Source organism: Sphingomonas sp. HDW15A, from assembly GCF_011301715.1.
GTDB lineage: Bacteria > Pseudomonadota > Alphaproteobacteria > Sphingomonadales > Sphingomonadaceae > Sphingomicrobium.
Genome location: NZ_CP049870.1, coordinates 718,212 through 743,468 on the forward strand (window position 1 = coordinate 718,212; position 25,257 = coordinate 743,468).

Annotated in this window: 27 protein-coding genes and 2 pseudogenes; 27 read left to right on the top strand and 2 right to left on the bottom strand. The window is 62.0% G+C overall.

From position 1 onward, the window contains the following. The first annotated feature begins 88 nt into the window (after positions 1-88). A complete protein-coding gene (locus G7076_RS03770; protein WP_166200540.1) occupies positions 89-238 on the top strand; it encodes an aa3-type cytochrome c oxidase subunit IV in 150 nt (49 codons plus the stop codon). 7 nt (positions 239-245) lie between these two features. After that, on the top strand, positions 246-1,343 hold the full coding sequence (locus G7076_RS03775; protein WP_166200542.1) for an NAD(P) transhydrogenase subunit alpha: 1,098 nt from the start codon (positions 246-248) through the stop codon (positions 1,341-1,343). Between the two features lie 492 nt (positions 1,344-1,835). Here the strand turns inward: G7076_RS03775 and G7076_RS03780 are convergent, their stop codons facing one another. After that, on the bottom strand, positions 1,836-4,121 hold the full coding sequence (locus tag G7076_RS03780) for an EAL domain-containing protein (RefSeq protein WP_166200544.1): 2,286 nt from the start codon (positions 4,119-4,121) through the stop codon (positions 1,836-1,838). 79 nt (positions 4,122-4,200) lie between these two features. Next, entirely contained in the window at positions 4,201-4,617 is a 417-nt protein-coding gene (locus tag G7076_RS03785; RefSeq protein WP_166200546.1) for a secondary thiamine-phosphate synthase enzyme YjbQ, read from the bottom strand. A gap of 81 nt (positions 4,618-4,698) precedes the next feature. Here G7076_RS03785 and G7076_RS03790 point away from each other — a divergent pair, with 81 nt between their 5' ends. The 25 genes and pseudogenes from G7076_RS03790 (at position 4,699) to nuoI (ending at position 25,244) form a co-directional block, all read left to right on the top strand. Continuing rightward, on the top strand, positions 4,699-4,980 hold the full coding sequence (locus G7076_RS03790) for an NAD(P) transhydrogenase subunit alpha (RefSeq protein ID WP_166200548.1): 282 nt from the start codon (positions 4,699-4,701) through the stop codon (positions 4,978-4,980). 1 nt (position 4,981) lies between these two features. After that, complete coding sequence (locus G7076_RS03795; protein ID WP_166200550.1) at positions 4,982-6,394, top strand: NAD(P)(+) transhydrogenase (Re/Si-specific) subunit beta; 1,413 nt, start codon at positions 4,982-4,984, stop codon at positions 6,392-6,394. Positions 6,395-6,523: 129 nt separating this feature from the next. Beyond that, positions 6,524-7,240 (top strand): amino acid racemase, encoded by a 717-nt coding sequence (locus G7076_RS03800; protein WP_166200552.1) that lies wholly within the window; start codon positions 6,524-6,526, stop codon positions 7,238-7,240. Positions 7,241-7,293: 53 nt separating this feature from the next. Then, positions 7,294-7,671 (top strand): hypothetical protein, encoded by a 378-nt coding sequence (locus G7076_RS03805; protein ID WP_166200554.1) that lies wholly within the window; start codon positions 7,294-7,296, stop codon positions 7,669-7,671. Then, a complete protein-coding gene (locus G7076_RS03810; RefSeq protein ID WP_166200556.1) occupies positions 7,653-8,441 on the top strand; it encodes a hypothetical protein in 789 nt (262 codons plus the stop codon). The genes G7076_RS03805 and G7076_RS03810 overlap by 19 nt, the downstream gene beginning before the upstream one ends. A 29-nt stretch (positions 8,442-8,470) precedes the next feature. Next, on the top strand, positions 8,471-8,791 hold the full coding sequence (locus G7076_RS03815; RefSeq protein WP_166200558.1) for a hypothetical protein: 321 nt from the start codon (positions 8,471-8,473) through the stop codon (positions 8,789-8,791). A 40-nt stretch (positions 8,792-8,831) separates the two neighbouring features. Next, positions 8,832-10,771: pseudogene (gene uvrC, locus G7076_RS03820) on the top strand (excinuclease ABC subunit UvrC). A gap of 9 nt (positions 10,772-10,780) precedes the next feature. Further along, a complete protein-coding gene (recO, locus tag G7076_RS03825; RefSeq protein ID WP_166200560.1) occupies positions 10,781-11,521 on the top strand; it encodes a DNA repair protein RecO in 741 nt (246 codons plus the stop codon). Positions 11,522-11,548: 27 nt separating this feature from the next. Next, positions 11,549-11,932, top strand: a complete 384-nt coding sequence (gene apaG, locus G7076_RS03830; RefSeq protein WP_206367592.1) for a Co2+/Mg2+ efflux protein ApaG — start codon at positions 11,549-11,551, stop codon at positions 11,930-11,932. Positions 11,933-12,084: 152 nt separating this feature from the next. Then, the gene (locus tag G7076_RS03835; protein WP_240913865.1) at positions 12,085-13,152 is read left to right on the top strand and encodes a L,D-transpeptidase family protein; all 1,068 of its coding nucleotides are present in this window, start codon (positions 12,085-12,087) and stop codon (positions 13,150-13,152) included. 19 nt (positions 13,153-13,171) lie between these two features. After that, a pseudogene (locus G7076_RS03840) lies at positions 13,172-13,794 on the top strand (M23 family metallopeptidase). 80 nt (positions 13,795-13,874) lie between these two features. Beyond that, complete coding sequence (gene efp, locus G7076_RS03845) at positions 13,875-14,438, top strand: elongation factor P (protein ID WP_166200562.1); 564 nt, start codon at positions 13,875-13,877, stop codon at positions 14,436-14,438. Next, positions 14,438-14,761 (top strand): cupin domain-containing protein, encoded by a 324-nt coding sequence (locus G7076_RS03850; RefSeq protein WP_166200564.1) that lies wholly within the window; start codon positions 14,438-14,440, stop codon positions 14,759-14,761. Before efp ends, G7076_RS03850 begins: the two co-directional genes overlap by 1 nt. Next, positions 14,761-15,576, top strand: a complete 816-nt coding sequence (locus G7076_RS03855; protein ID WP_166200565.1) for an inositol monophosphatase family protein — start codon at positions 14,761-14,763, stop codon at positions 15,574-15,576. Before G7076_RS03850 ends, G7076_RS03855 begins: the two co-directional genes overlap by 1 nt. Further along, positions 15,573-16,457 (top strand): hypothetical protein, encoded by an 885-nt coding sequence (locus G7076_RS03860; RefSeq protein ID WP_166200566.1) that lies wholly within the window; start codon positions 15,573-15,575, stop codon positions 16,455-16,457. Before G7076_RS03855 ends, G7076_RS03860 begins: the two co-directional genes overlap by 4 nt. Before the next feature lie 90 nt (positions 16,458-16,547). Next, entirely contained in the window at positions 16,548-16,925 is a 378-nt protein-coding gene (ndhC, locus tag G7076_RS03865) for an NADH-quinone oxidoreductase subunit A (RefSeq protein WP_166200567.1), read from the top strand. Between the two features lie 71 nt (positions 16,926-16,996). Next, positions 16,997-17,503, top strand: a complete 507-nt coding sequence (locus tag G7076_RS03870; protein WP_166203350.1) for an NADH-quinone oxidoreductase subunit B — start codon at positions 16,997-16,999, stop codon at positions 17,501-17,503. A gap of 62 nt (positions 17,504-17,565) precedes the next feature. Then, the gene (locus G7076_RS03875) at positions 17,566-18,360 is read left to right on the top strand and encodes an NADH-quinone oxidoreductase subunit C (protein WP_240913952.1); all 795 of its coding nucleotides are present in this window, start codon (positions 17,566-17,568) and stop codon (positions 18,358-18,360) included. A gap of 17 nt (positions 18,361-18,377) precedes the next feature. Beyond that, positions 18,378-19,586, top strand: a complete 1,209-nt coding sequence (locus tag G7076_RS03880; protein WP_166203354.1) for an NADH-quinone oxidoreductase subunit D — start codon at positions 18,378-18,380, stop codon at positions 19,584-19,586. Beyond that, a complete protein-coding gene (locus G7076_RS03885; RefSeq protein ID WP_166200568.1) occupies positions 19,586-20,251 on the top strand; it encodes an NAD(P)H-dependent oxidoreductase subunit E in 666 nt (221 codons plus the stop codon). The genes G7076_RS03880 and G7076_RS03885 overlap by 1 nt, the downstream gene beginning before the upstream one ends. Continuing rightward, on the top strand, positions 20,251-20,397 hold the full coding sequence (locus G7076_RS03890; RefSeq protein WP_166200569.1) for a hypothetical protein: 147 nt from the start codon (positions 20,251-20,253) through the stop codon (positions 20,395-20,397). The genes G7076_RS03885 and G7076_RS03890 overlap by 1 nt, the downstream gene beginning before the upstream one ends. After that, on the top strand, positions 20,397-21,704 hold the full coding sequence (gene nuoF, locus G7076_RS03895; protein ID WP_166200570.1) for an NADH-quinone oxidoreductase subunit NuoF: 1,308 nt from the start codon (positions 20,397-20,399) through the stop codon (positions 21,702-21,704). Before G7076_RS03890 ends, nuoF begins: the two co-directional genes overlap by 1 nt. Beyond that, on the top strand, positions 21,704-23,713 hold the full coding sequence (gene nuoG, locus G7076_RS03900) for an NADH-quinone oxidoreductase subunit NuoG (RefSeq protein ID WP_166200571.1): 2,010 nt from the start codon (positions 21,704-21,706) through the stop codon (positions 23,711-23,713). Before nuoF ends, nuoG begins: the two co-directional genes overlap by 1 nt. Next, positions 23,710-24,765, top strand: coding sequence for an NADH-quinone oxidoreductase subunit NuoH (gene nuoH / locus G7076_RS03905; RefSeq protein WP_166200572.1), 1,056 nt, complete (start codon positions 23,710-23,712; stop codon positions 24,763-24,765). Before nuoG ends, nuoH begins: the two co-directional genes overlap by 4 nt. Next, on the top strand, positions 24,762-25,244 hold the full coding sequence (gene nuoI / locus G7076_RS03910) for an NADH-quinone oxidoreductase subunit NuoI (protein ID WP_166200573.1): 483 nt from the start codon (positions 24,762-24,764) through the stop codon (positions 25,242-25,244). Before nuoH ends, nuoI begins: the two co-directional genes overlap by 4 nt. Positions 25,245-25,257 lie beyond the last annotated feature (13 nt).

Genomic DNA, 25,257 nt, shown 5'->3' on the forward strand with positions numbered 1-25,257 from the left:
GGCGGCTTAAGACGGCGACAAAAGCGCTTGGGGCTGTGCGCTGCGATTGTTAAGAGCGTCGCCGAAGACAATTATGAAAGGGGTCGAGATGGCCGAAGTGTCGAGTGGCGAACATGGGCATGATCCGAACTATCCGGCGCACGCGCGGAATTACGAGGGATTCCTGACGCTGCTGAAGTGGTCGATGCTTGTCATCGCGATCGTAACTGCGATCGTCCTTCTTATCATCGCCAATTAGAGGCGGGGTGAAGGTCGCAATCCTCAAGGAGGTCGCGCCGGAAACCCGGGTCGCGGCCATTCCCGAAACCGTGAAGAAATTTGCCGGTCTCGGGATGAATGTTGGCGTTGAGCGAGGGGCCGGCGAACGAGCTTCGGTTGCCGATTCTGACTTCGAAGCAGCGGGCGCGATCGTCCAGGACCGCGCTGCGCTCGTCGGCGATGCCGACGTTATCCTGTGCGTCGGACCTCCCGAGCCTTCGTCGATAGCCGGTGCCAAGCCGGGCGCTCTGCTCGTCGGCGCTCTGGATCCCGCCCGTCGCGACGACTGGATCGCGGCATACCGCAAGGCTGGACTTCAGCCTCTAGCGATGGAGCGAATGCCGCGGATCACCCGCGCGCAATCCATGGATATCCTTTCCAGCCAGGCGAATCTTGCCGGCTACAAGGCGGTCGTCGATGCCGCCTCGGCTTATGGCCGTGCCTTCCCGATGATGATGACCGCTGCAGGGACCATCAGCCCGGCTAAGTTGTTCGTCATGGGGGTCGGCGTCGCCGGACTTCAGGCGATTGCCACGGCACGCCGCCTGGGTGCCCAAGTCAGCGCGACCGACGTCCGCTCCGCGACCCGGGAGCAAATCCTCTCGCTCGGCGCTAAGCCGATTTTCGTCGAGGGCGTAGCGGGGATCGAGGGCGAGGGTCAGGGTGGTTATGCCGGCGAGACCAGCGAGGAATATCGCAAGGCCCAGGCCGAGCTCGTTTCCAGCCATATCGCCAAGCAGGATATCGTTATCACCACTGCCCTCATTCCGGGCAAGCCCGCGCCGCGCCTGATCAGCGCCGAGCAATTGCGTTCAATGCGCTCCGGAAGCGTCGTGGTCGATCTCGCGGCTGAAGCAGGGGGTAACGTCGAAGGCGTCGTTGCGGGTGAGGAGACGGTAATCGACGGAGTCACAGTGATAGGCGCTGTCCAGCTCGCCCGTAGCCTTGCCGCGGATTCGTCAGCTCTTTTCTCACGCAACCTGGCGAATTTCCTGACCGCCTTCTGGGACAAGGAAACGAAGGCAGTCGTGCTTCCTGATGATGACGAAATCGTCGCTGGAATTCGGCTCACCGAATCTGCCTGAAATTCAAGCGGGCACTCTTTTCAGGCATCGAATTAGTTAATTTTTGCCGGGAATCCGCCGAATCGCTTCGACCGATTCGGTTGCGAGTCGCTGTCCAGTTCGCATCGATTCCCGCAGTGTGTTCCGGCGTGCCGACAGAGCCTTAGCCGCAGAGCACAAAAAAGACCGGTCGAGCATCCGCTCGCCGGTCTTTCCCGTTAACTCTGAAAGACTTAGCGGTCTTAGCCGCCCGTTCCGCTGGCGCCCCATCCGGCGCCAAAGAGCCAGCTCAGGAGACCGCGCTTATTGCCAGCTTTTTTCATCGTAATACCCCTGTCGTTACGTGCTTACAGCATCGGCACAGGGAGGATATTAACCTTAATCGATATGGTTATCAAACGATTCACGACGTTTTGTTCGCAGGTCTGTTTGGACGTGCGAATCCAGCCTTCCCGGGTAGGCGGACCCGGGTAACGCTATTGATGTTGATGGAGGAAGGTTGGCGCGGAGCCGTCAGGCAGCGCGGCGGCGCTTCTCGGTATTGAGTCGGCGGGTGATCTCGTCGAAGCTCATCGGACGCCCGACGATGAAGCCCTGGGCCTGGTCGCAGCCCATCGATTTGAGCTGGTCCAGGCTTCCCGGATCCTCGACCCCTTCGGCCACGACAGTGCGGCCAAGGGAGTGGGCGAGGGTGATCGTCGACTGGACCATGATGAGGTCGGACCGGTTATCGCGCATCCCCTTGATGAAGCTCTGATCGATCTTGAGCTCGCTCGCGGGCACCTTCTTCAGATAGTCGAGCGTCGAAAGGCCGGTCCCGTAATCGTCTATGGCGATCTTCACGCCAAGGTCGCGCATGTTGACCAGCAGGTCGATACCGTTGCCGCTTCCAGTGACTGCTGCTGTCTCGGTGAGCTCAAGGATCAGGCGATCCGCGGGAAGCCCGTGTGTCTTCAGATATTTATTGACCCGGTAGGGCAGGGACCGGTCGCTCAGCATGCGTGCGGAAAGGTTCACGGCAATCTCGAAATGGTGACCGCGCTTGTTGATCTCCGCGGCTGCTGAGATCGCCTTTTCCAGCACAAAATCCGTAAGCCTTTGAATTCGGTTGCTTTGCTCGGCAGCAGTGACAAACTCGGTCGGGCTGATCGGGCCTTTTTCCGGGTGAGTCCAGCGGGCGAGGGCCTCCGCGCCGACGGTCTTTCGGGTTTGAAGATCGACCTTCGGCTGATAGGCGAGCCACACTTCGCCGTTATCGATTGCCTCATCCAGCTGAGAAAGTAGAGACAGCCGCCAAGGCGCTTCCTGCTGTCGTGCCGGATCATGGAATTTCCACTTGAGGTTCTCGGCATCCGCCTCGTCAGCCGCGACGAGTGCGCTTCCCAGCCGGCTGGTGATGGCGCGCTTGCTGCCGAGCTCGACGCCGAAGCTCAAGGAAACGTCACAGGCAATCTTGCCGGCCCGAACCGGGGAACGGAACAGCGCGTGGAGCGCCTCCAGGTGCTGTGCAAACGGGGTATTCTTGTCGGCGAACCAGGCGAAGATGCCTTCATCCCCCTGGTAGATTGTGCGATCCTTGTTGCCGACATTGAGGCGCTGGACGACCTGCTCGACGAATTGACGCTCCTCTTCGGAATCCAGGGTCGAAACGATCTCTGCGTAGTTGTGCACTCGTACAGCAACCAGCGGCCGATCTTGCCCGGTCGGCTCGTTGCCTAGTGCGGTCAGATTAGGCAGGCCGGTCAGCGCATTCTCGAGGCCGCGCTGGCGGCTCTTGCGCCATGCCGCCCGGCTCGCGACGAACGCCAACAGGAACAGGCCCGGCGTAACGTCGGCGAAGACAAGAAAATGCTCTAGAAGAACGGGTAGAGCGAGCAGTGCGCCTGCGGCAAGTACGAGAAAGCTTGCGCGCTCGCGACGCAGCCACAGGAATGTTCCGGCGAACGCGACAAGTAGAGAGGGCAACCATCCGATGTCGACCGGATTTCCTTTCCTCAACGTCTCTGCGCCAAGGACGTGCTGATATACGCCGCCCCGCTTGCCCCATCCGGGAAGCGAGAACTGGTCGCCAATGGCGAAGCTGTCGGCGCCGATTGCAACCATCTTGCCGGCTATCCTGTCCCGGCTCACGCGGCCTTTCAGCACATCACTTGCGCTAATGGTCGGAACAGTCGCCGGGTCGATGCTGTAGTCGATCCGGTACTGGCCGGGTTTCATTTCTAGGCGGTCGGCGAGGACTGACGAAAGCGAAGGGATCCGCCGACCTTGATAGGTATCGGACCGCGACAGCCTCCAGACAACGTTTTGCCAGTTGTACTCGGCAGAGATGGACGCAACATCGACTCTGCCCGCCAACAACGGTGCCATGGTTTGCGCGCGCGTCTTGCCTGCGCCTTGCCCATCCCTGGTATGAACGGCAACGGTGACGTCACCGCGATCCGCAATCGCCTGGGCGAGCGCGCGGTCTTCGGTCGCGCGCGTTTCGCCGAGGTACATAAGGTCGGCACCGATGTGGCGTGCGCCCAGGCGTTCGATCTCGGTGAACAGCTTCGCCTGCTGACTGCGAGGCCATGGCCAGTCTCCGACCTCGCGGAGGCTTTTGTCGTCGACTCGAACTAAAACGATATCGCCGCTTGCCGCGCTCGGGTGTAGCTTGTTGCGAGCCATGCGAAGAAAGTCTTCCGGCGCTTCGCCGGCGCCGATGACTCCGAACAGAATGGCGAAAAGCAATGGCCACAGCAGCATCTTGCGGTGCTGGCGGCTGGAATCCGCGGGAGTATTCAGCGGGTTATTCGGCACCCTCATTTCCTTCTGGTGCCGTCATGCCGCGTAAAGGTTATCAAATCTTAAACCGTCAGTCGGTTAACGCCATTCCGGATCAATTGCCCATGAGGTGGAGCACGACCATGCGGCGATGCGCCGAGCGACGATGTTCGAACAGGAAAATGCCCTGCCATGTGCCGAGGACAAGCCCGCCGCCAAGAAGGGGGATTGTAACGCTCGTTGGGGTAAGTGCCGAACGAATGTGCGCCGGCATGTCGTCCGATCCTTCGTCGTCATGCTCGTAGCCTGCATTTTCAGGAGCCACCCGCTCGAAATAGACTTCGAGATCACGCCTGGCGGCGGGGGCCGCATTCTCTTGGATTAAGAGCGACGCCGACGTGTGGCGGCAAAAGAGGGTTAGCAGGCCGTCGGACATTCCTTGGTCGGCGACCCATCGCTTCACCTCCGCGGTGATGTCGACGAGACCCTTTCCGTGCGTTTCGACGAGGAGCGTGTAATGCGATTGGCGCATGTGCCTCCAGCTAGCGGATCGCATCGCCTCTCGACAGGCCCAATCGAGGTCGTCAAGGTACGCGTCAAGAAGGGGAGGGGCATGGACTTCATCTCAATCCTGTCGATTTTCGTGTTGGCCTGTTTCGTCGGCTATTTCGTCGTCTGGTCGGTCACTCCGGCGCTCCACACTCCGCTTATGAGCGTCACAAATGCAATTTCCTCGGTGATCATCGTCGGAGCGCTCATTGCCTCCGCTGCCGGCGACAGCCCGGTCTCGAAATGGCTTGGCCTGGCCGCGGTGGTGATGGCCTCTGTGAACATATTTGGCGGCTTCGCCGTCACACACCGCATGCTGGCGATGTACAAGAAGAAGGATCGCTAGGATGCACGAGGCCGCTGCGACCCCATCCTGGGTCCTGATCGCCTATCTCGTCGCGGGCATCTGCTTCATCCTCGCACTGCGCGGCTTGTCCAGCCCGTCGTCGAGCCAAGGCGGCAATCGTCTCGGCATGATCGGCATGGTCATTGCCGTCGCGACCACGTTGGCGACGCACGAGATAGCAGGCCTACTCGAGATTTTCGTGGCGATCGCCATCGGCGGCGCGATCGGCCTCGTCACCGCCCGGCGGATCGCGATGACGGCGATGCCGCAGCTCGTTGCCGCCTTTCATAGCCTCGTGGGCATGGCTGCGGTGCTTGTCGGTGCAGCCGCGTTCCTCAATCCGGGAGCATTCGGAATCGTCGATGCGAATGGCGACATTCTGCAGGTCAGCCGCGTCGAAATGGGCCTTGGCGTCGCAATCGGCGCAATCACGTTCAGCGGGTCGGTCATCGCCTTCCTGAAGCTCAACGGCAACATGAGCGGCAAGCCGATCCTCCTGCCGCTTCGGCACGTCATTAATCTCGGAACACTGGCCGCGATCCTCGGACTGATCGGCTATTTCACGATCGATCAGAGTGCGTGGATTTTCTGGACCGTCGCGGCACTATCGTTCCTAATCGGGTTTCTCCTCATCATCCCGATCGGCGGCGCCGACATGCCGGTCGTGGTCTCGATGCTCAACAGTTATTCGGGCTGGGCCGCGGCGGCGATGGGCTTCACGCTTCACAACACGGCGATGATCATCACCGGAGCATTGGTTGGAAGCTCGGGCGCCATCCTCAGCTACATCATGTGCCGGGCCATGAACCGCAGCTTCATATCGGTCATTGCCGGTGGCTTTGGCGGGGAGGCTATCGCTAGCGGCGGCGGAGAGGTTATCGATCGGCCCTATAAGCGTGGGTCCGCTGAGGATGCGGCCTTCCTTATGAGCCAGGCGGACAAGGTCATCATCGTCCCAGGCTACGGCATGGCGGTCGCCCAGGCCCAGCACGCCCTTCGGGAAATGGCAGACCTGCTCAAGAAGGAAGGGGTCGACGTCAAATATGCCATCCACCCCGTCGCCGGCCGAATGCCGGGGCACATGAACGTCCTGCTTGCCGAGGCTAATGTTCCCTATGACGAGGTATTCGAGCTGGAGGACATCAACAGCGAATTCGCGCAAGCCGATGTCGCTTTCGTGATCGGTGCCAACGATGTCACCAACCCTGCCGCGAAGACAGACAAGAGTTCGCCGATTTATGGCATGCCCGTGCTGGACGTCGAAAAGGCGCGCACCGTCCTGTTCATCAAGCGATCGATGGGCGGAGCCGGCTATGCCGGCGTCGATAACGAGCTCTTCTACCGCGACAACACGATGATGCTTCTCTCGGACGCGAAGAAAATGGTCGAAGAAATCGTCAAGGCGCTCGGCTAGATTCTCGGCGATTTTCGCGCGCCGTTAACGCCTTGGATTAACGGAATTGTCGAGTTACCCCTCGGTCCAATCGCATCTGGGTTGAAGCCCCCAGCCGGAGCCCCGGCGGGGTCCGTGAAGGGGTAATGAGTGAGAAAGCTCGGGATCATCGGCGGGACGAGCTGGAACTCGACCGCGCTTTATTACGACCACATAAACCGGGAAATCGCCCGTCGCCTCGGCGGACTATCCAGTGCTCGCCTGGCGATCGAAAGCATCGACCTGGCGCCATACGCTGCGCTTCAGAACAGCGGCGACCTCGACGAGGCAGAACGCATCATCGTCAACGCGGGATCCTGTCTTAAGGCGTCGGGAGTGGAGGCCATCCTCATCGCTTCGAACACCAGCAACCGCTTTGGGAGCGCGGTGGAGAAGGCAACAGGACTTCCGCTCCTGGGAATAGCCGAACCGACGATCGCAAGGCTTAATGCCGATGGCCGCCGCCGGGTCGCGCTTCTCGGCACCCGCTATGTCGTGACCGAGGATTTTCTCAGCCAGCAATACGAGTCCGCCGGGATCGAAGTGGTTCCTTGTGCCGCCGACTGGATCATGACCGTCGACCGTATCATTTTCGGCGAGCTGGCCAAGGGTATCGTACGCCGCGACAGTCAGCGCGCGCTCAAGACTTTGCTGACCGAGTTGTCGCGCCAAAAGGTCGATGCCGTCGTTCTTGCCTGCACCGAGCTGGTGATGGCGGTCGACCCGCGCGCCAACGTCCTGCCGGTGTACGATACGACGGAAATTCACGCCCGCTCCGCGGTCGACTGGATGCTCACGCCGTCGGAGGATGCCCGCGCCGCCGCGTGACTTGCGGCCTACCTTGGCTTCGGCATAGTCTACCCAGCAGGGGAGACGCACGCATGGGGATCAAGCCTTACGGCATCGCGGCGTTGGCGCTGGCTGTAGCATTTCCGTCGCCTGGCATCGGCCAGCATGAAGGACATGGCGCCGAGACTGCGTCTAACGCGACGTCGCACGGCGATCCGTTCAAGCGCGGCCTCTATTTCCTGCATAATTTCGAATATGGAACTGCTGCTGCCGCTTTTCGTGCCGCTCAGCAGGCCGATCCCGGAAATGTCATGGCTTATTGGGGGGAAGCCATGACCTATAACCACCCGCTATGGGCCTTTCAGGATGCGGATTCCGCGCGTGCCGTTCTTGCGCGCTTGGGTCCCGATCCCGCGGCTCGCCGCGCCAAGGCGCGCTCGCCCGGGAAGCGATGTGGCTGGACGCGGTAGAGACGCTTTATGGTGCCGGTTCAAAGGTAGATCGCGACCGCGCCTATCACCTCAAGATGCGCGCCTTGCATGAAGCTGACCCGACCGACATCGACGCCCGAACCTTTTACGCGCTGGCAACTCTTGGCCTTGCGCATGAAGGTAGGAACACGGCTCTGTACATGAAGTCGGCGGCGTTGCTCGAAGAGGCCTTTCCAGATCATCCCGACCACCCCGGCCTGCTTCATTACATGATCCACAGCTATGACGATCCAGCGCACGCGCCGCTCGGTGAACGCGCAGCCGCGCGATACGCCAAGGTCGCGCCCGATGCCGGCCATGCCCAACACATGATCTCGCACATCTATCTCGCACTTGGTCGCTGGGCCGAAGTCGAGCGAGCGAATGTCATCGCCGACCAGGTCGTCGACAAAAAAGCTGCCGAAAGCGGCCTCCCGCCGACCAGTTGCGGCCATTATAACGAGTGGCTCGCCTACGCGCTCGATCAGCAAGGCAAGGACAGCCGGCCCTTGATTGATGCTTGCGGGGCCCAGGCGTTTGCCGCGCTCAAAACGAATAGCGACAAATCCACGCTTGGAGCCGTGCGGAGCCTCTTCAACAACTGGACGACCATAGCTGTCCGCCATGGCGTCGACACCGGGCGCTGGCCCGAGTGGTCCGCGATCCCCGCAACAGGGGGTCTCTCAACGGCCGGTTCGAGCTTGCCTATGGCAGGATGCTCGCGTCCCGACGCGACGCGGATTCGGCTGCCGCAGCGCTGGTCGAGATGAAAGCGCTTAGGCAGAGGATCGTTGCTGCGATGAATACCGAACGCCCTGACGATCACGAATCCGCAGCATGGCTCGATCGCGCCATCGCACAAGGCGAAGCCGTCGTGGCATTGGCTCGCGGCGAACGGGAACGAGGGCTCGATCTTCTCCGCGCCGCAGCTGAGGCGGAACAGTCTCTGCCGCCACCGTTCGGGCCGCCAGTTCTGGCCAAGCCGGGCTTCGAGTTGCTAGCCGACGAATATCTGGCTGCGGGTCGAAAGGCGGAAGCTGCTCAGGCGTATCGCCGGGCGCTCGACGCGGCGCCGGGACGCCGTCGATCCGTCGAAGGCCTGGCCCTCGCTACTCGCTAACCCCCTCGCAAGGCGGCGCATTACTCCCTAAGTCGGCGGTGTGAGCAAGGCTGACCGTCCAGACCACCCGCGCGACAAGCAGCGCTTCAACGAGGAAGCCGCAACCGACGCCGTTCGCGGTGCCGACAAGCCAGACCTCGATGCGGGTGTCGCGGCGATCCGGAACGTATTGAAGACTTTGCCGGTCCGGCCGGGCGTCTACCGGATGCAGGACGCGAACGGGGATGTGCTTTACGTCGGCAAGGCCAGGGCGCTTCGCAACCGAGTCACTAATTACACGCAGGTCACGAAACTCTCGAGGCGGCTCCAGCGCATGATTGCGCAGACCCGGTCGATGACCATCGTGACGACGCGGACGGAAGCCGAAGCGCTCTTGCTCGAAGCGCAACTCATCAAGCGCTTTCGTCCCCCCTACAACGTCCTGCTCCGCGACGACAAAAGCTTTCCCTTCATACTGCTTCGCGATGATCACCCGTTTCCCCAGGTCCGCAAACATCGCGGCGCGCGGAGGACGAAAGGCCAGTATTTCGGGCCATTCGCGAGCGCGGGGTCCGTCACCTCCACGCTCAATGCGCTACAGAAGCTATTCCTGCTGCGCAGTTGTTCGGATGGCTTTTTCGCAAACCGAAAGCGACCTTGCCTGCTCTATCAGATCCGCCGTTGCTCGGCGCCGTGTGTCGGTCGAATAACCGAGGCCGATTACGCCGAGCTTGTGTCCGATGCGAAGTTGTTCCTGGCAGGCAAGTCCACTGGTGTTCAGGCTCGGCTCGGTAAGCAAATGGCCGAGGCGGCCGAGGCCCGGGATTTCGAGTTGGCGGCCGTCTACCGCGATCGATTGCGGGCACTAACGTACGTTCAGGGGTCGCAGACCGTTCATGCCGAAGGTCTGGGTGAGGGTGATATCTTCGCTTTGGCCTGCAAGGCCGGCCAGATGTGCATCCAGGCCTTCTTCATCCGCGGCGGCCAGAATTGGGGCCACAGGAGCTTCTTCCCCGCCCACACCGCCGACGTCCCCGAGGAAGAAGTCCTTAGCGGCTTCCTCATGCAGTTCTACGAGGAGGTGCCGCCACCCCGGCGAATTCTCGTTGATCGCGACCTTACCGAGGCGCCCTTGATCGCGGAGGCCCTATCCGAGCGTGCCGAGCGCAGGGTCGACATCGAACGGCCTCAGCGCGGCGCACGGCGACAACTCATCGAGCAAGCTCGGCGCAATGCCGAGGAGGCACTCGAACGTCGGATGGCGGAGAGCACTACCCAGGGGAAACTGCTTCGCGAACTCGCCGAGACTTTCGAACTTCCCGAACCGCCCAACCGCATCGAGGTTTACGACAACAGCCACATCATGGGCACCAATGCGACCGGCGCGATGATTGTCGCGGGGCCCGAAGGGTTTCGCAAGAACAGCTATCGCAAATTCAACATCAAGTCGGGGTTACGCCCGGCGACGATTTCGGAATGATGCGCGAAGTGCTCGAGCGGCGTTTCGCTCGCCTTGGCAAGGACGACCCGGACCGGACGAAGGGCGACTGGCCGGATCTGGTTCTCATCGACGGTGGCAAGGGCCAGCTCAACGCGGCGCTTGGCATTCTGGAAGAGCAGGGGATCGATGATGTCCCGGTGGTCGGTGTCGCCAAGGGCCCGCATCATGGCCGCGAGGGGCGAGAGGTTTTTCATTTGCCCGGCGGGCGTGAAGTGACGCTTCCGCCGAACTCGGCCCTACTGTTCTACTTGCAGCGCCTTCGTGATGAAGCGCACCGCTTCGCGATCGGCACCCATCGCGCCAAGCGGGCGAAAAGCCTGACCACGTCGACGCTTGACGAGGTTCCGGGCATCGGACCGAACCGCAAGCGTGCGCTGCTGATGCACTTCGGTACGGCACGGGCGGTGAAGGGAGCCGCGCTCGAGGATCTCCAGAGAGCGCCAGGTATCAGTAAGGCCATGGCCCAGCAGCTCTACGACTATTTTCATCCGCGCGGTTAGAGACCGGACATGCGGATCGAAACGAAAGCACTGGTCGTCGCGCTTCGGCCGCATGGCGAGCATGGGGCGATCGTCCGGCTAATGACACCCGAAAGCGGGCTTCAGCCATGCTATGTTCGCGGTGCGCGTGGGAAGCGGCTGCGTCCCGTGCTGGTTCCCGGAAACCTCGTAGAAGCTAGCATCGTGTCCCGGACCGATACCCAGCTCGGCCAGGGAACGATCGAACTTCTCCATAGCCGCGGTCCGCTGTTAAGCGAGCCCTTGCCTGCCGCGGCGATAGACTGGGTCTGTGCACTGACAGCCACCGCGCTGCCCGAAGGCCAGTCTTATACGCGCCTTTTCTCGGCCCTGGAGGGGTTGCTGAGCGCGATCGAGGCCGCGCCGAGCGCTCACGGGTGGGGCGCATCGCTCGTGCGGTTCGAGTTGCTGCTCCTGGCGGAACTGGGCTTCGGCCTGGATCTGGGCAGTTGCGCAGCTTCGGGCTCGACGGAAAATCTCATCGCCGTGAGTCCGCGGTCGGGTCGGGCAGTCAGTGCTGCCGAGGCCGAACCTTACGGCAAGAAATTGTTGCCGCTTCCCGCTTTCCTGAGCGAGGAACGACAGGCTCGCGGCTGGGACGAGATTCTCGATGGCCTGACGCTCTCCGGGCATTTCATGGACCGTGATTTGCTCATCGATCGATCGAGAATTATCGCGGACGCCCGCCAACGGCTGATCGATCGCTTGCGCCGTGCTGCCGGCATCGCCTAGCGTCGTGCCGTGAGCGACACCCTGGCAATGCTGTTTCCCTACGTCGCCAAGACAGGCGCCCTCGTGGTGCGGGTGGCGGTTTCCTATCTGCCGGAGCAAAGCGCGCCCGCCGCGGGCCGTTGGTTCTGGTCTTATCATGTGCGGATTGAGAATGACGGAGACCGACCGGTCCAGCTTCTCTCGCGACACTGGATAATTCGCGATGGCAATGGAACCGAGCACGAAGTTCGCGGCGAAGGCGTCGTGGGTGAAATGCCACTGATCATGCCTGGCGCCAGTTATGACTATGTATCGGGATGCCCGCTTGCGACCGACAGCGGAGCAATGGAAGGAAGCTACCGGATGATCGATGAAGATGGAACGTCGTTTGACGTGGCCATCCCGCGCTTTCCGTTGCTGAGCGCTGATTGAGGCGAGCGCCGCGAAAATTTATTCTGAGCATTCTGACCAGACCTGGAAAATGGCTCGAGCAACGACCTGCGGGCGACCATTTCTGAAGGCTCGGCAACCACGCCCCACGTTGCATCGTTGAGTTCCCGACAATCCAAGTCCGGGAGATCATCGTGGTCGGTAAAATGTGGCGTTCGCTTCTCGCAAGTTCGATTTTCATCGGTGCGGCAGCTCTTTCGCAGCAACCCCAAAGCGCGCAGCCGCAAGAAAAGGGTGGATGGGTGCCCCCGGGCACACCGGGTTCCCCGATCGACGGCACGTTGTTTCACGCCCAGGTTCTGATGTCGGCCAATGGCTTCTCGCCGGGAGTCATCGATGGCAAGAAAGGCGAATCCTTCCGCCTAGCACTGCGCAGCTTCCAGGAATCGCGAGGGCTGGCGGAAACCGGAGAACTAGACGCGGGGACTCGGCGGGCGCTGCTAGAGGCGAACCGTTCCTCGACGGTCAACGTGAAACTGACTGCCGATGATGTCGGAGGCCGCTTCGTCTATCCGTTCCCGAAGCAACCGGAGGCCCAGGCCGACCTCGACTTCCTTGGCTATCGCAACATGCTCGAGAAGCTTGCGGAACGATACCATACGACGCCCGACACCATTGTCGCCCTCAACGGAGGCGACAAGCTGATCGGTCTCGGGCAGGTCCTCAAGCTTCCCAACGTCGTCCCTGCAGCGACTGATTACTCTGGTGTCCAGGGCAAGGGGAGCAATGTGATGCGCGTTCTGAACGTCGATTCGAACCAGCCGACAGGCGATTATGTGGTCGTCGACAAGAGCGACGGCGTCCTCAAGGTTTATTCAGGCGAAGTTCCAGGCAAGGGCGAGTCCGCTGAGGGCAAGCTCGTCGCGGCATTTCCGGTGACGATGGGCTCAAAGCAGTATCCCCTGCCGATCGGGCGCTGGAAGGCTACGACTTATGCCTATCTTCCGCCGTTCAAATACCAGCCGGAGATCCTCAACAATCCCAAGACGGACAAGGAGCTCGATTTACCGCCCGGACCGAACGGACCAGTTGGCGTGGCATGGCTGGATTTGACCAAAGAGCATTACGGGATTCACGGCACTAATGAGCCGCAGACAATCGGCCGGGCCGAATCCAGCGGCTGCATCCGCATGACGAATTGGGACGTGCTTCGCCTGTCGCGGATGATGAAGCCCGGTTTCACGGCTATTTTCCAGGCCTAGCCTTGCTGCAGGGGACCCTATGACGCGCATCTCGAACATCGTGGTCTGGTTGATCCTCGCCGGCGTCGCTGTTGTTCTCTATCTCGGTATTACCGGGCAGTTCCGCAGCGGCACGATTGCCGTCACTTCGCCAAAGGTGATCGATCCCGCTGGTCGAAAGCCGCCGGTGATCTTCGGCGGTGCGACGGTGGGACCGGCCGGCCTGGCGATTCCGGTCGCTGGCGTGGGCGCTGGGCAATTGATCGATACGTTCACCCAGGCGCGCGCAGGTGGAGCCCGTGTCCATGATGCAATTGACATCATGGCCCCGAGGGTGCGCCCGTCGTTGCGGCAGCGCCGGGTCGAGTCGAGAAGCTCTTCTATTCCGATGGCGGCGGAGGTCTTACCGTTTATGTCCGGTCACCTGACGAACGCTGGTCCTACTATTATGCCCACCTGCAGAGTTATGCGCCGGGTCTCGCCGAGGGTCAGCAGGTCAGGCGCGGGCAGTTGATCGGGCGGGTCGGTTATACGGGCAATGCCAACCCGGAAGGTCCCCACCTGCATTTCGCGATCAACAGCATGCAGCCCGGAGAAAAATGGTGGCAGGGGTCGCCAGTCAATCCGTACCCGCTGCTTGCCGGAAAGGGCACGAACCGCTAGGGGCGCAGCGCGTTTATATCGGGACCTGCGCAAACGGGCCCCGAGGCTCTTTCAACCAGTCAAGCGGAAAGCGTGATCGCATGAAGATCAGCGGCGTGGACATTCGTCCCGGGAACATCATCGAATATGAGGGCGGCATCTGGCGAGCCGTGAAAATCCAGCACACCCAGCCGGGCAAGGGCGGCGCCTACATGCAGGTCGAGATGAAAAACCTCATCGACGGCCGCAAGACCAACGTCCGCTTCCGCTCCGCCGAGACTGTCGAGCGGGTTCGCCTCGACACCAAGGATTTCCAGTTCCTGTTCGCCGACGGTGAAGACCTGACCTTCATGGACAAGGAATCCTACGAGCAGATCACGCTTCCGCGCGACACGCTCGGCGACGCGGCTGCCTTCCTTCAGGACGGCATGGACGTGGTAATGGAACTTCACGACGAAAAACCAATCAGCGTCCAGCTTCCCGACACGGTCGAAGCCACCATCGTCGAGGCAGACGCGGTAGTGAAGGGCCAGACCGCGAGCTCCAGCTACAAGCCGGCCCTGCTGGACAATGGCGTCCGCATCATGGTTCCGCCGCACATCTCAAGTGGCACCAAGGTCGTGGTCGACGTCTACGAACAGACCTACGTGCGCCGCGCCGACTGATGGTCGACGTGGTCACCGATGTCGCCAGCTTCCGCGCCGACGAGGCGTGGGGAGGCAAGCGCATCGCGACGTTCGGCGACACGCGCACCGACCTGCTTTGGACGGACAAGCCGTTCCATTGGCACACCAACAGTGCCGATGAAGTCTTCGTGGTGCTCAATGGCCGTGTGGACATGCGCTATCGCGACGCGGGTCTCGAAAAGCGCGTCTGGCTAGAAGCTGGGGACATGATGGTGATCCGGCAGGGCGAGGAGCATGTCGCGACACCCGATGGAGAGGTGCGGCTGCTGATTGTCGCCTCGCCTGCCGAAAAGGAAGATTAATGGTTAGCCACTCCGGCCTCATCACTGTCATGCAGCGCGCGGCCCGCAAGGCCGCACCGCGCCTTCGCCGGGATTTCGGCGAGGTCGAGCAGCTGCAGGTGTCCAGGAAGGGCCCGGCCGACTTCGTATCGATGGCCGACAAGCGTGCAGAGACGACCGTGATCGAGGAACTTCGCAGCGCACGCCCGGACTGGGCGGTGCTCAGCGAGGAGTCCGGCGAGATCGAGGGCGACCCGGACAAGCCACGCTGGATTATCGACCCGCTCGATGGCACGTCCAACTTTCTCCACGGTATTCCCCATTTCGCCATCTCGATCGCGGTCGAGGACCGACGGCCGGGCAGCAAGCCAGAGATCACGCACGGCCTCGTCTATCAGCCGCTCACCGACGAGAGCTTCTGGGCGGAGAAGGGCAGGGGAGCCTGGCTCCAGGACCGCCGCCTTCGTGTTTCCGCGCGCCGCCACCTCGATGAATCCCTGATTGGCACGGGTCTCCCGCACTTCGGTCGCGGGGACGTCTCTAACTGGAGCCAGATCTACAGCGCGATTGCCCCTGAAGTCAGCGGCATCCGCCGGATGGGCGCGGCCAGCCTTGACCTGGCGTGGGTTGCCGCCGGGCGCTTCGACGGCTTCTGGGAAGACGATCTCGACATCTGGGACGTTGCCGCCGGACTGATCCTGATCCGCGAGGCCGGAGGCTTCATCAGCGATTATCGGGGGCAGGACCGGATGGTGGAGCGCCGAGAGTATCTCGCCGCAAACGGCGATGTCCATTCCAAGCTTCATAAGCTGGTCGCCAAGGCCACCCGCAGGTGATTCTTGCCGCGGCTTTTATAGCTGCAGCGCCAGCCATCTCGCCCGCAATCGCCTACCGCATCGATCCCGCTCACCGGATCGTCGAAGGGATAGCCAGCGACGGCAAGTCTCTTTGGGTCTCCTCGATCCTCGATCGGGTCATCCTTCGTTGCGACAAGGTCTGCGCTCCGGCGTTCACGCTCGATGGCCCAGCGCACCCGCTGGGAATTGCCTGGGACTCGGACCGACAATGGTTGTGGATCGCCATGCATTGTCTGGACCTCAAAGGCATCAGCCCGTGCGAGGGTGAGCTTCGCGCAGTCGACCGGAAGGGACGCACTCGATACAGCGGTCGTCCGGTAGACAATTTCAAGCCCGGCGACGTGTCGGTCCATCGCAGCGTGGTCACGGTCAGCGATAGCGCAACGGGGGCAATCTACCGGCTGTACCGGCAGCGCTTCTCGACGGTCCGTTCGGTTCATGAGGGAAAGAGTGCGCAGGGGAGTGCAACGCTTCCCAACGGCCGTACACTTGTTGCTGCAGATTACTCTAAAGGCATTTCGACGTTCCCGGTGCCCTACGGCCCGCATACCGATCCCAAGAGCGCCGACGGCAAGACGCTCCAGGGAATCGACGGTCTCGTGGCGGTCGGAAAGCGCGTATTTGGCGTTTATAATGGACGCGTTCCCGGAAAACTGATCGAAATGACGATCCAAGGCGATCGCCTTGGCTATGGCGAAGTACCGGACGGCGGACTGCTTCCGGATCCGACGCAGGTGACGGTTCAGGGCGATGCGCTTTTTGTTGTTGGCGATTCCGGATGGGCGACGATCGACAAACAGCCAGTCCGGGCAACTGGCGCCACGATTATCCGCCTGCCTCTGCCAAAATCGGCAGAGTGATCACAATTACGGTACTTCACCCGCTTGCCCGACGCGGGCCCGCGTCCTAAAGCGCCGCCAACCTTAGCAAGTTCCCGCTGGAGTTCCCCCTTGGCCGACGTCGCCGCCGGATATCTGCCGATCCTGCTGTTCCTAGGAATCGCACTCGCTCTTTCGAGTGCGTTCGTGGTTCTGCCGATGCTGGTGTCGCGCCTTACCGGCGCCCACAATCCTACCGCGGAAAAGCTCAGTGAATATGAATGCGGCTTCCCGGCTTTCGAAGACAGCCGCGCACAGTTCGACGTCCGCTTTTACCTCGTCGCAATCCTGTTCATCGTCTTCGATCTGGAAGCAGCTTTCCTGTTTCCATGGGCGGTGACGCTCGATGAAACCGGGTGGGTCGGCTGGACCGCAATGATGGTCTTCCTTGCCGAGCTTGCGCTGGGCCTTGCCTATGCCTGGAAGAAGGGAGCGCTCGAATGGGAGTGAGCCCAGACAAGACTGGTCTGCTTGATCCGACCGTCCAGATCAGCCCGGTACGCGATGCGCCGCCGGTGCCGATGACCATGGAGGAGCGCGAGAAGCTCGAGGCCATGCGCCGCGAGCTCGACGAAAAGGGCTTCGCGGTCGCCAGCCTTGAAGACCTCGTTCACTGGGCTCGCACCGGATCGCTCTGGTGGATGACGTTCGGCCTGGCCTGCTGCGCGGTCGAGATGATTCACGTGAACATGCCTCGCTACGATCTCGAGCGCTTCGGCGTCGCTCCGCGCGCTTCTCCGCGCCAGTCGGACGTGATGATCGTGGCAGGGACGCTGTGCAACAAGATGGCTCCGGCGCTTCGCAAGGTCTACGACCAGATGAGCGAGCCGAAATACGTGATCTCAATGGGTAGCTGCGCCAACGGCGGCGGCTACTATCATTACAGCTATTCGGTAGTTCGCGGCTGCGACCGCATCGTTCCAGTTGATATCTATGTTCCCGGCTGCCCACCGACCGCCGAGGCATTGCTCTATGGGATCATGCAACTCCAGCGGAAGATCCGCCGCGAAGGGACCATCGAGCGGTGAGCATATCATCGGCCCCCTTGATCAAGCCGCGCGACGGCTTTGCGAAGACGTTTGCCGCGGCGATCGGTCCTGCGCACGTCGCGACCAAGGACGCGGTAGGCGAGCTGACTTTCACCGTTACCCGCGACGGCTTGGTGGAGGCCGCACGTATCGCCCGCGATGAGTTCGGCTATCAGCAGCTGATGGAAATAGCCGGCGCGGATTACCCCGAGCGGGCCGAGCGGTTCGAAGTCAATTATCACCTGCTGTCGGTGACCCATAATCACCGCATACGGCTCAAGGTAATGACCGACGAGGAAACGCCGGTCCCAAGCCTGACCGGTCTGTGGCCGGTTGCGGGCTGGCTCGAGCGCGAGGTTTTCGACATGTACGGCGTCATCTTCGCCGGCAATGCAGACCTCCGCCGAATCCTGACTGACTATGGGTTCGAAGGGCATCCGCTGCGCAAGGACTTCCCGCAGACGGGTTATGTCGAACTGCGCTATTCGGAAGCCGAGAAGCGCGTCGTGTACGAACCCGTTCGCCTGCCGCAGGATTTCCGCAATTGGGACTTCCTGATGCCCTGGGAAGGCGCGGAATATCGTCTTCCTGGCGACGAGAAGGCCGGCCAGAGCGTTGGTGCGCCGACGCCCTCGTCCGCTCCGAACAGCGCTCCGCCCGCTTCGAAGGCTCCGCCGGCGACGCCCAAGACGACCGACAAGCCGGCCGACACCGGTGGTGGCAAGCCGGCCGACGAAGCTGCGACCAAGGAAGCTCGCAAGCCCGCCGCGAGGAAGGCCGAGGGGCCTAAGGCCAGTGGCACTTCCGAGCCCAAGTCGCCGCGCTCTGCCCGCAAAAAGAAGGGTGATGAGGCATGAGCCAGACACTCGACATCATGGTCGGAGCTCCGGGCGACAAGCCGACCGCGGGCGATCAGACCGTCAGCAATTACACGATTAACTTCGGTCCGCAGCATCCGGCGGCGCACGGGGTGCTTCGGCTGATCATGGAACTGGACGGGGAGATCGTCGAGCGCGTCGATCCGCACATTGGTCTGCTTCATCGCGGCACCGAGAAGCTGATCGAATATCGCACCTATTCGCAGAACATCCCGTACTTCGACCGGCTCGATTACTGCTCGCCGATGTGCATGGAGCACAGCTACGTGCTGGCGATCGAGAAGCTGTTGGGTCTCGAAGTGCCGCTCCGCGCCCAGTACATCCGCGTGCTGATGGCGGAGCTGACGCGCATCTCCAATCACATGCTCAATCTTGGCAGCCACGTCATGGACGTTGGCGCCATGACGCCAAACCTGTGGTTGTTTGAGGTCCGCGAGGACACGATGCAGCTTTACGAGGCGGTGTCGGGTGCGCGCATGCACGCCAATTACTTCCGCGTCGGCGGCGTCCACCAGGACATTCCGGAAAAGGTCCTGGCCGATATGGCGACCTTCCTCGACAAGCGCATGCCGTTGTTCGAGGATGCGATCAGCCTTGTTGCGGACAATCGCATCTTCAAGCAGCGCAACGTCGATATCGGCACCGTGACCAAGGAAGACGCGCTTGCCTGGGGCTTCTCAGGGCCAATGATCCGCGCTGCGGGTATCCCGTGGGATCTCAGGCGCTCGCAGCCCTACGAGGTCTACGACCGGATGGAGTTCGACATTCCTGTCGGAACCAAGGGCGACTGCTATGATCGCTTCATGGTGCGCGTCGAGGAAGTGCGCCAGTCGGCGCGCATCATGCGCCAGTGCCTGAAAGAGATGCCGGCCGGTCCGATCGGGACCGACGACCGCAAGGTCTTCCCGCCTCGCCGCGCTGAAATGAAGCAGTCGATGGAAGCGCTGATCCATCACTTCAAGCTCTACACCGAGGGCTATCACGTACCCGCCGGAGAAGTGTACGTCGCGACCGAGAGCCCGAAGGGCGAGTTCGGCGTCTATCTCGTGGCAGACGGCACCAACAAACCCTATCGCTGCAAGATCAGGCCGACCGCCTTTTCACACCTGCAGGCAATGGATTTCATGATGAAGGGCCACATGCTCGCCGACGTCACCGCAGTGCTCGGCGCCGCCGACATCGTCTTTGGGGAGTGCGACCGCTAATGGCCGAGCGCGCTTTCGCCCCTGACACGCCCGAGCTCCGCGCTGAGTGGGGCGATTTCGCCTGGACCGAGGCCAATGCCAAGGCGGCCGCGAAGATTGTCGCCAAATATCCGGCGGGACGACAGATGTCGGCGTCTATTCCGTTTCTCGATCTTGCCCAGCGCCAGGTCGGCGAAATGACGGGCACACAGGGTTGGCTTCCGATCCCGGTGATCGAGTTCGTCGCGCGCGAGCTCAACATGCCGCCGATTCAAGTGCAGGAAGTCGCCAGCTTCTACACGATGTTCAACCTCGTCCCGGTAGGGAAATTCCACGTCCAGGTCTGCGGCACGACGCCGTGCATGCTTCGCGGATCGGACGACGTGCTCACAGCCTGCTACAAGCGTGGCCTCAAGAAAGGCGACACCACCGAGGACGGCCTGTTCACGTTGACCGAGGTCGAGTGCCTAGGCGCTTGCGCCAATGCGCCGATGGTCCAGATCAACGACGACAATTTCGAGGATCTGACGGAGGACAGCATGACCGCGATCCTCGACGCGCTGGCCTCAGGCAAATCGCCCAAGCCCGGCCCGCAGGTTGATCGACAGACCAGCTGTCCCGAGGGCGGCCCGTCCAGCCTGAAGAAAATGGCCGAGCGGAATTACGATTACAGGGGGCAATGGTAATGGGTACCGCCGTTCGCGCCCTGATCGCGATCCTTCTCCTCATCCTTGCCTTTAAGATCCTCAAGGGCCTTCTCGGCCTCGCGGTCGGCATCGCCATCGCGGCGGTGATCTTCTTCGGCGCCAAGAATCTTCTGGAGAAGAAGTGATGGGCAGCACCTCACCGCTCCAGGACAAGGACCGCATCTTTACCAACGTCTACGGCTTCCAGGGCGCGGACCTGAAGTCGGCACAAGGTCGCGGGGACTGGGACAAGACAGCCGACCTGATGAAGCTCGGCCAAGACAAGATTATCGAGATCGTCAAGGAATCCGGGCTTCGCGGCCGCGGCGGAGCGGGGTTCCCGACCGGCATGAAGTGGAGCTTCATGCCCAAGGAGCCGACGCCCGGCCGTCCGAACTTCTTGGTCATTAACGCCGACGAGTCCGAGCCGGGCAGCTGCAAGGACCGCGAGATCATCCGCCACGATCCGCACAAGCTCGTCGAAGGCGCGCTGATCTCCGGTTTCGCGATGCGGGCGCGCGCTGGCTACATCTACATCCGCGGCGAATTCATCCGCGAAACGCAGGCGCTCGAGAAGGCCGTGGCCGAGGCTTACGAGGCGGGCCTGCTTGGCAAGAATGCCGCCGGCTCCGGCTACGATTTCGACCTCTTCGTACACCGCGGCGCGGGCGCCTACATCTGCGGCGAAGAGACCGCGATGCTCGAGAGTCTCGAAGGCAAGAAGGGCCAGCCGCGCCTGAAGCCGCCGTTCCCGGCCGGCGCCGGCCTCTACGGCTGCCCGACCACCGTGAACAATGTCGAGAGCATTGCCGTAGTCCCGACGATCCTTCATCGCGGAGCGGAGTGGTTCAAGAGCTTCGGGCGCGAGAATAACGCCGGCACCAAGCTGTTTCAGATCTCCGGCCACGTGAACAAGCCCTGCGTCGTCGAGGAATCGATGAGCATCAGCTTCCGCGAGCTGATTGACATCCATGCAGGCGGGATTCGCGGCGGTTGGGACAACCTTCTCGCCGTCATCCCCGGCGGCTCCTCCGTGCCGCTCGTTCCCGGCGAGCAGATCGCCGACGCGCCGATGGATTTCGACGGCCTCAAGGAGCTCGGCTCGGGCCTCGGCACTGCGGCGGTCATCGTCATGGACAAGTCGACCGACATCGTCCGGGCAATCAGCCGCATCAGCTACTTCTACAAGCATGAGAGTTGCGGCCAGTGCACGCCATGCCGCGAGGGCACGGGTTGGATGTGGCGAACGATGGAGAAACTCCGGACCGGCGACGCCGAGCCAGCGACCATCGACCGCCTGTTCGACGTCACCAAGCAGGTTGAGGGGCACACTATCTGCGCGCTTGGCGACGCCGCCGCCTGGCCGATCCAGGGTCTCATTCGACACTTCCGCCCCGAGCTCGAACGCCGCATGGCCGAGCGCGGTAATGCCATTCGCGAGGCAGCTGAATAATGCCTAAGGTCACCGTCGACGGCGTCGAGCTCGAAGTCCCGCAGGGAGCGACCGTCCTCCAGGCGTGCGAGCTCGCGGGCAAGGAAATCCCGCGCTTCTGCTACCACGAGCGCCTTTCGATCGCGGGCAATTGCCGCATGTGCCTGGTGGAGGTCGCGCCCGGCCCACCCAAGCCTCAGGCGTCGTGTGCGCTACCGGCCGCCGATGGCCAGACGATTCGCACCGATACGCCGATGGTCAAGAAGGCGCGCGAAGGGGTGATGGAGTTTCTGCTCATCAACCATCCGCTCGACTGCCCGATCTGCGACCAGGGCGGCGAATGCGATCTACAGGACCAGGCGATGGCCTACGGGCGCTCGGACAGCCGGTTCGATGAGAACAAGCGCGCGGTCGAAGACAAATATATGGGCCCGATCGTCAAGACGGCGATGACCCGCTGCATCCAGTGCACGCGCTGCGTCCGCTTCTCCGATGAGGTGGCCGGCACGCCCCAGATGGGCATGCTGTTCCGAGGCGAGGACGCGCAGATTACTTCCTATCTAGAGTCTGCGTTGACCAGCGAACTTTCGGGAAATCTCGTTGATCTGTGTCCCGTCGGTGCCTTGCTGTCGCGTCCCTACAGCTTCGAGGCGCGTCCGTGGGAGCTTCGCAAGGTCCCTGGCGTCGACGTCATGGACGCGGTGGGCACGAACATTCGCATGGATGTGCGCTCTGGCCAGGTCATGCGCATCCTTCCGCGGATCAACGACGCGGTGAACGAGGAGTGGGCGCACGACAAGACGCGTCACCACGTCGACGCGCTCGTTCGCAATCGCCTGGACCGGCCGTGGCTGCGCGATAAGGGCAAGCTTCGCGAGGCAACCTGGGCCGAGGCGCTCGACGTCTTCGCAAAGGCCTTCAGCAAGGCGGGGAACAAGATCGCGGCCATCGCCGGCGACTTGGTCGACGCCGAGACCATGTATGCCGCCAAGGCACTATTGGAGAGTGCAGGCTCGTCGCTGCTCGAAGGGCGCCAGACCGGGCTGGATTATGACGTGACTTCCCTCGGCGCCGTGCGCTTCAATACCCCGATCGCCGAGATCGAGAATGCCGATACCGTGCTGCTGGTTGGCACCAACCTGCGTTGGGAAGCACCGCTGGTGAATACCCGCGTTCGGAAGGCCGCGCGCAGAGGTGTAAAGGTGTTCGCGATCGGACCCGAAGTCGACCTCGCCTATCCGGTGACCTGGCTCGGCAACGATCTCGGCATGTTGGGCAAGCTACCCAAGGACGCCGCCGACGCGCTCGCAAAGGCGGAGCGCCCGGTGATGATCGTCGGTCCCGGCGCGCTTGCCGCAGGCGGGCTCGGCGCGGCGCTTGCTGCGGCCGGCGACTTCATCAAGGGCGGTTGGAACGGCTTCAACGTACTTCACACCGCGGCCTCGCGGATGGCTGGTCTACTGCTCGGCTATGCGCAGAAGGGCGGCATTGCCGATATCGCCAAGGCCAAGCCCGAGTTGGTCATCTCGCTAGGTGCTGACGAAGTCCAGGATGGCGCCTTCGATAGCGCCTTTACCGTCTACATCGGCCACCATGGCGACAAGGGCGCTCGCAGCGCGGACCTCGTCCTCCCCGGCGCGGCCTATGCCGAAAAGCATGGCACCTGGGTGAACATCGAGGGCCGAGTTCAGCGTGGAGAGCGCGCCAGTTTCCCGCCGGGCGATGCCCGCGAAGACTGGACGATCCTGCGCGCGCTTTCCGACCTCATCGGCAAGCCACTTCCGTTTGATCGCTTCGATCAGCTTCGCGCAGCGATGATCGCCGACGTGCCGGGGTTGGGAGCGGAAGAGGGCACGATCCTCGATCTTGGCTTCAAGGCTCCGAAAATCGGAAGCAAGGCAGTCGGCCCGGTCGCCTATCCGATTGCCGATTTCTACCTCACCAACGCCATCTGCCGGGCAAGCCCGACGATGAAGCGCTGCAGCGAGGAACTCGTCCACGGCGTTCAGTTCCTGGAGGCCGCGGAATGACCGCCTGGTTCCAGTCCTTCGGTGTCAACTACGAATGGTCGTGGCTGCTTGCCACGGTCATCGGCATCCTCGTCATCGCCCTCCCGCTGATGCTTGCAGTGGCGATGATCATCTATGCCGAGCGCAAGATCTGGGCCGCCATCGCCCTTCGCCGCGGGCCCAATGTGGTCGGCCCGTGGGGCCTGCTGCAAAGCTTTGCCGACGGCCTGAAGGTCTTCCTGAAAGAAACGATCATCCCGACCAGCGCCAACAAGGTGCTGTTCCTGATCGCGCCCATCATCACCTTCACGGTCGCGCTTATCGTCTGGGCGGTGGTGCCCTTCGACGTCGGTGTCGTGCTGACGGACATCAACGTTGGCTTGCTCTACATCCTCGCCGCCTCGTCGCTCGGCGTTTACGGGGTCATCCTGGCGGGCTGGGCGTCCAACTCGAAGTATCCATTCTTCTCGGCGATCCGCGCTGCGGCGCAGATGGTGTCCTACGAGGTTTCGATCGGCTTCGTGCTGATCTGCGTCGTGCTTTACGCCGGCACCTTCAACCTGACTGGCATTGTCATGGCCCAGAAAGGCAACATTGGTTTCGGCCTGCTCAATGGCTTCGGCTTCAATCCCCTGCTCTTCCCGATGGCGGTGGTTTTCCTGATCAGCTCGATGGCCGAGACCTTCCGCACTCCGTTCGACCTGGTCGAGGCCGAAAGCGAGCTGGTCGCCGGCCACCAGACCGAATATTCGTCAATGAGCTTCGCACTCTTCTGGCTTGGCGAATATGCCAACGTCATCCTGATGTGCGCACTGAACGCCATCCTTTTCTGGGGCGGCTTCCTGCCGCCGCTCAACATCAGCTTCCTTTACGCGGTCCCGGGCATCCTCTGGCTTTTCGCCAAGATGCTTCTCTTCTTCTTCATCTTCGGGTGGGTGAAAGCGACGGTGCCCAGGTATCGCTACGACCAGCTCATGCGGCTCGGCTGGAAGGTCTTCCTGCCTCTGTCGCTCCTCTTCGTCACGCTCATCTCGGGCTGGCTGATGATCAAGACCCAAGGACTGCCGGTATGATCGCGCGGACCATCAAGGCCTTCACCCTGTGGGAGTTCGTGAAGGCGCACGCCCTGACGCTGAAGTATTTCTTCAAGCCCAAGGCGACCATCAACTATCCGTATGAAAAGGTGCCGCAGTCTCCTCGCTTTCGGGGCGAACATGCGCTCCGGCGCTATCCGAACGGCGAAGAGCGCTGCATCGCATGCAAGCTCTGCGAGGCAATCTGCCCGGCGCAGGCCATTACGATCGAGGCCGAACCGCGCGAGGATGGAAGCCGTCGCACTACTCGCTACGACATCGACATGGTGAAGTGCATCTATTGCGGTTTGTGTGCGGAAGCCTGCCCGGTTGATGCCATCGTCGAGGGGCCGAACCTCGAATTCGCGACCGAAACGCGCGAGGAATTGCTCTACGACAAGGCGAAATTGCTCGCCAACGGTGACCGCTGGGAAGGCGCTATCGCAGCCAACCTTGCCGCCGATGCGGCGTATCGGTAGGGGCCGCGCACTT

Coding starts and splice junctions, on each gene's coding strand:
- G7076_RS03770 (WP_166200540.1), top strand. CDS start 89: ATGGCCGAAGTGTCGAGTGGCGAACATGGGCATGATCCGAACTATCCG.
- G7076_RS03785 (WP_166200546.1), bottom strand. CDS start 4,617: ATGCGCCAATCGCATTACACGCTCCTCGTCGAAACGCACGGAAAGGGT.
- G7076_RS03790 (WP_166200548.1), top strand. CDS start 4,699: ATGGACTTCATCTCAATCCTGTCGATTTTCGTGTTGGCCTGTTTCGTC.
- G7076_RS03795 (WP_166200550.1), top strand. CDS start 4,982: ATGCACGAGGCCGCTGCGACCCCATCCTGGGTCCTGATCGCCTATCTC.
- G7076_RS03805 (WP_166200554.1), top strand. CDS start 7,294: ATGGGGATCAAGCCTTACGGCATCGCGGCGTTGGCGCTGGCTGTAGCA.
- G7076_RS03810 (WP_166200556.1), top strand. CDS start 7,653: ATGTGGCTGGACGCGGTAGAGACGCTTTATGGTGCCGGTTCAAAGGTA.
- G7076_RS03815 (WP_166200558.1), top strand. CDS start 8,471: ATGAATACCGAACGCCCTGACGATCACGAATCCGCAGCATGGCTCGAT.
- recO (WP_166200560.1), top strand. CDS start 10,781: ATGCGGATCGAAACGAAAGCACTGGTCGTCGCGCTTCGGCCGCATGGC.
- apaG (WP_206367592.1), top strand. CDS start 11,549: ATGCTGTTTCCCTACGTCGCCAAGACAGGCGCCCTCGTGGTGCGGGTG.
- efp (WP_166200562.1), top strand. CDS start 13,875: ATGAAGATCAGCGGCGTGGACATTCGTCCCGGGAACATCATCGAATAT.
- G7076_RS03850 (WP_166200564.1), top strand. CDS start 14,438: ATGGTCGACGTGGTCACCGATGTCGCCAGCTTCCGCGCCGACGAGGCG.
- G7076_RS03855 (WP_166200565.1), top strand. CDS start 14,761: ATGGTTAGCCACTCCGGCCTCATCACTGTCATGCAGCGCGCGGCCCGC.
- G7076_RS03870 (WP_166203350.1), top strand. CDS start 16,997: ATGACCATGGAGGAGCGCGAGAAGCTCGAGGCCATGCGCCGCGAGCTC.
- G7076_RS03880 (WP_166203354.1), top strand. CDS start 18,378: ATGGTCGGAGCTCCGGGCGACAAGCCGACCGCGGGCGATCAGACCGTC.
- G7076_RS03885 (WP_166200568.1), top strand. CDS start 19,586: ATGGCCGAGCGCGCTTTCGCCCCTGACACGCCCGAGCTCCGCGCTGAG.
- G7076_RS03890 (WP_166200569.1), top strand. CDS start 20,251: ATGGGTACCGCCGTTCGCGCCCTGATCGCGATCCTTCTCCTCATCCTT.
- nuoF (WP_166200570.1), top strand. CDS start 20,397: ATGGGCAGCACCTCACCGCTCCAGGACAAGGACCGCATCTTTACCAAC.
- nuoG (WP_166200571.1), top strand. CDS start 21,704: ATGCCTAAGGTCACCGTCGACGGCGTCGAGCTCGAAGTCCCGCAGGGA.
- nuoH (WP_166200572.1), top strand. CDS start 23,710: ATGACCGCCTGGTTCCAGTCCTTCGGTGTCAACTACGAATGGTCGTGG.
- nuoI (WP_166200573.1), top strand. CDS start 24,762: ATGATCGCGCGGACCATCAAGGCCTTCACCCTGTGGGAGTTCGTGAAG.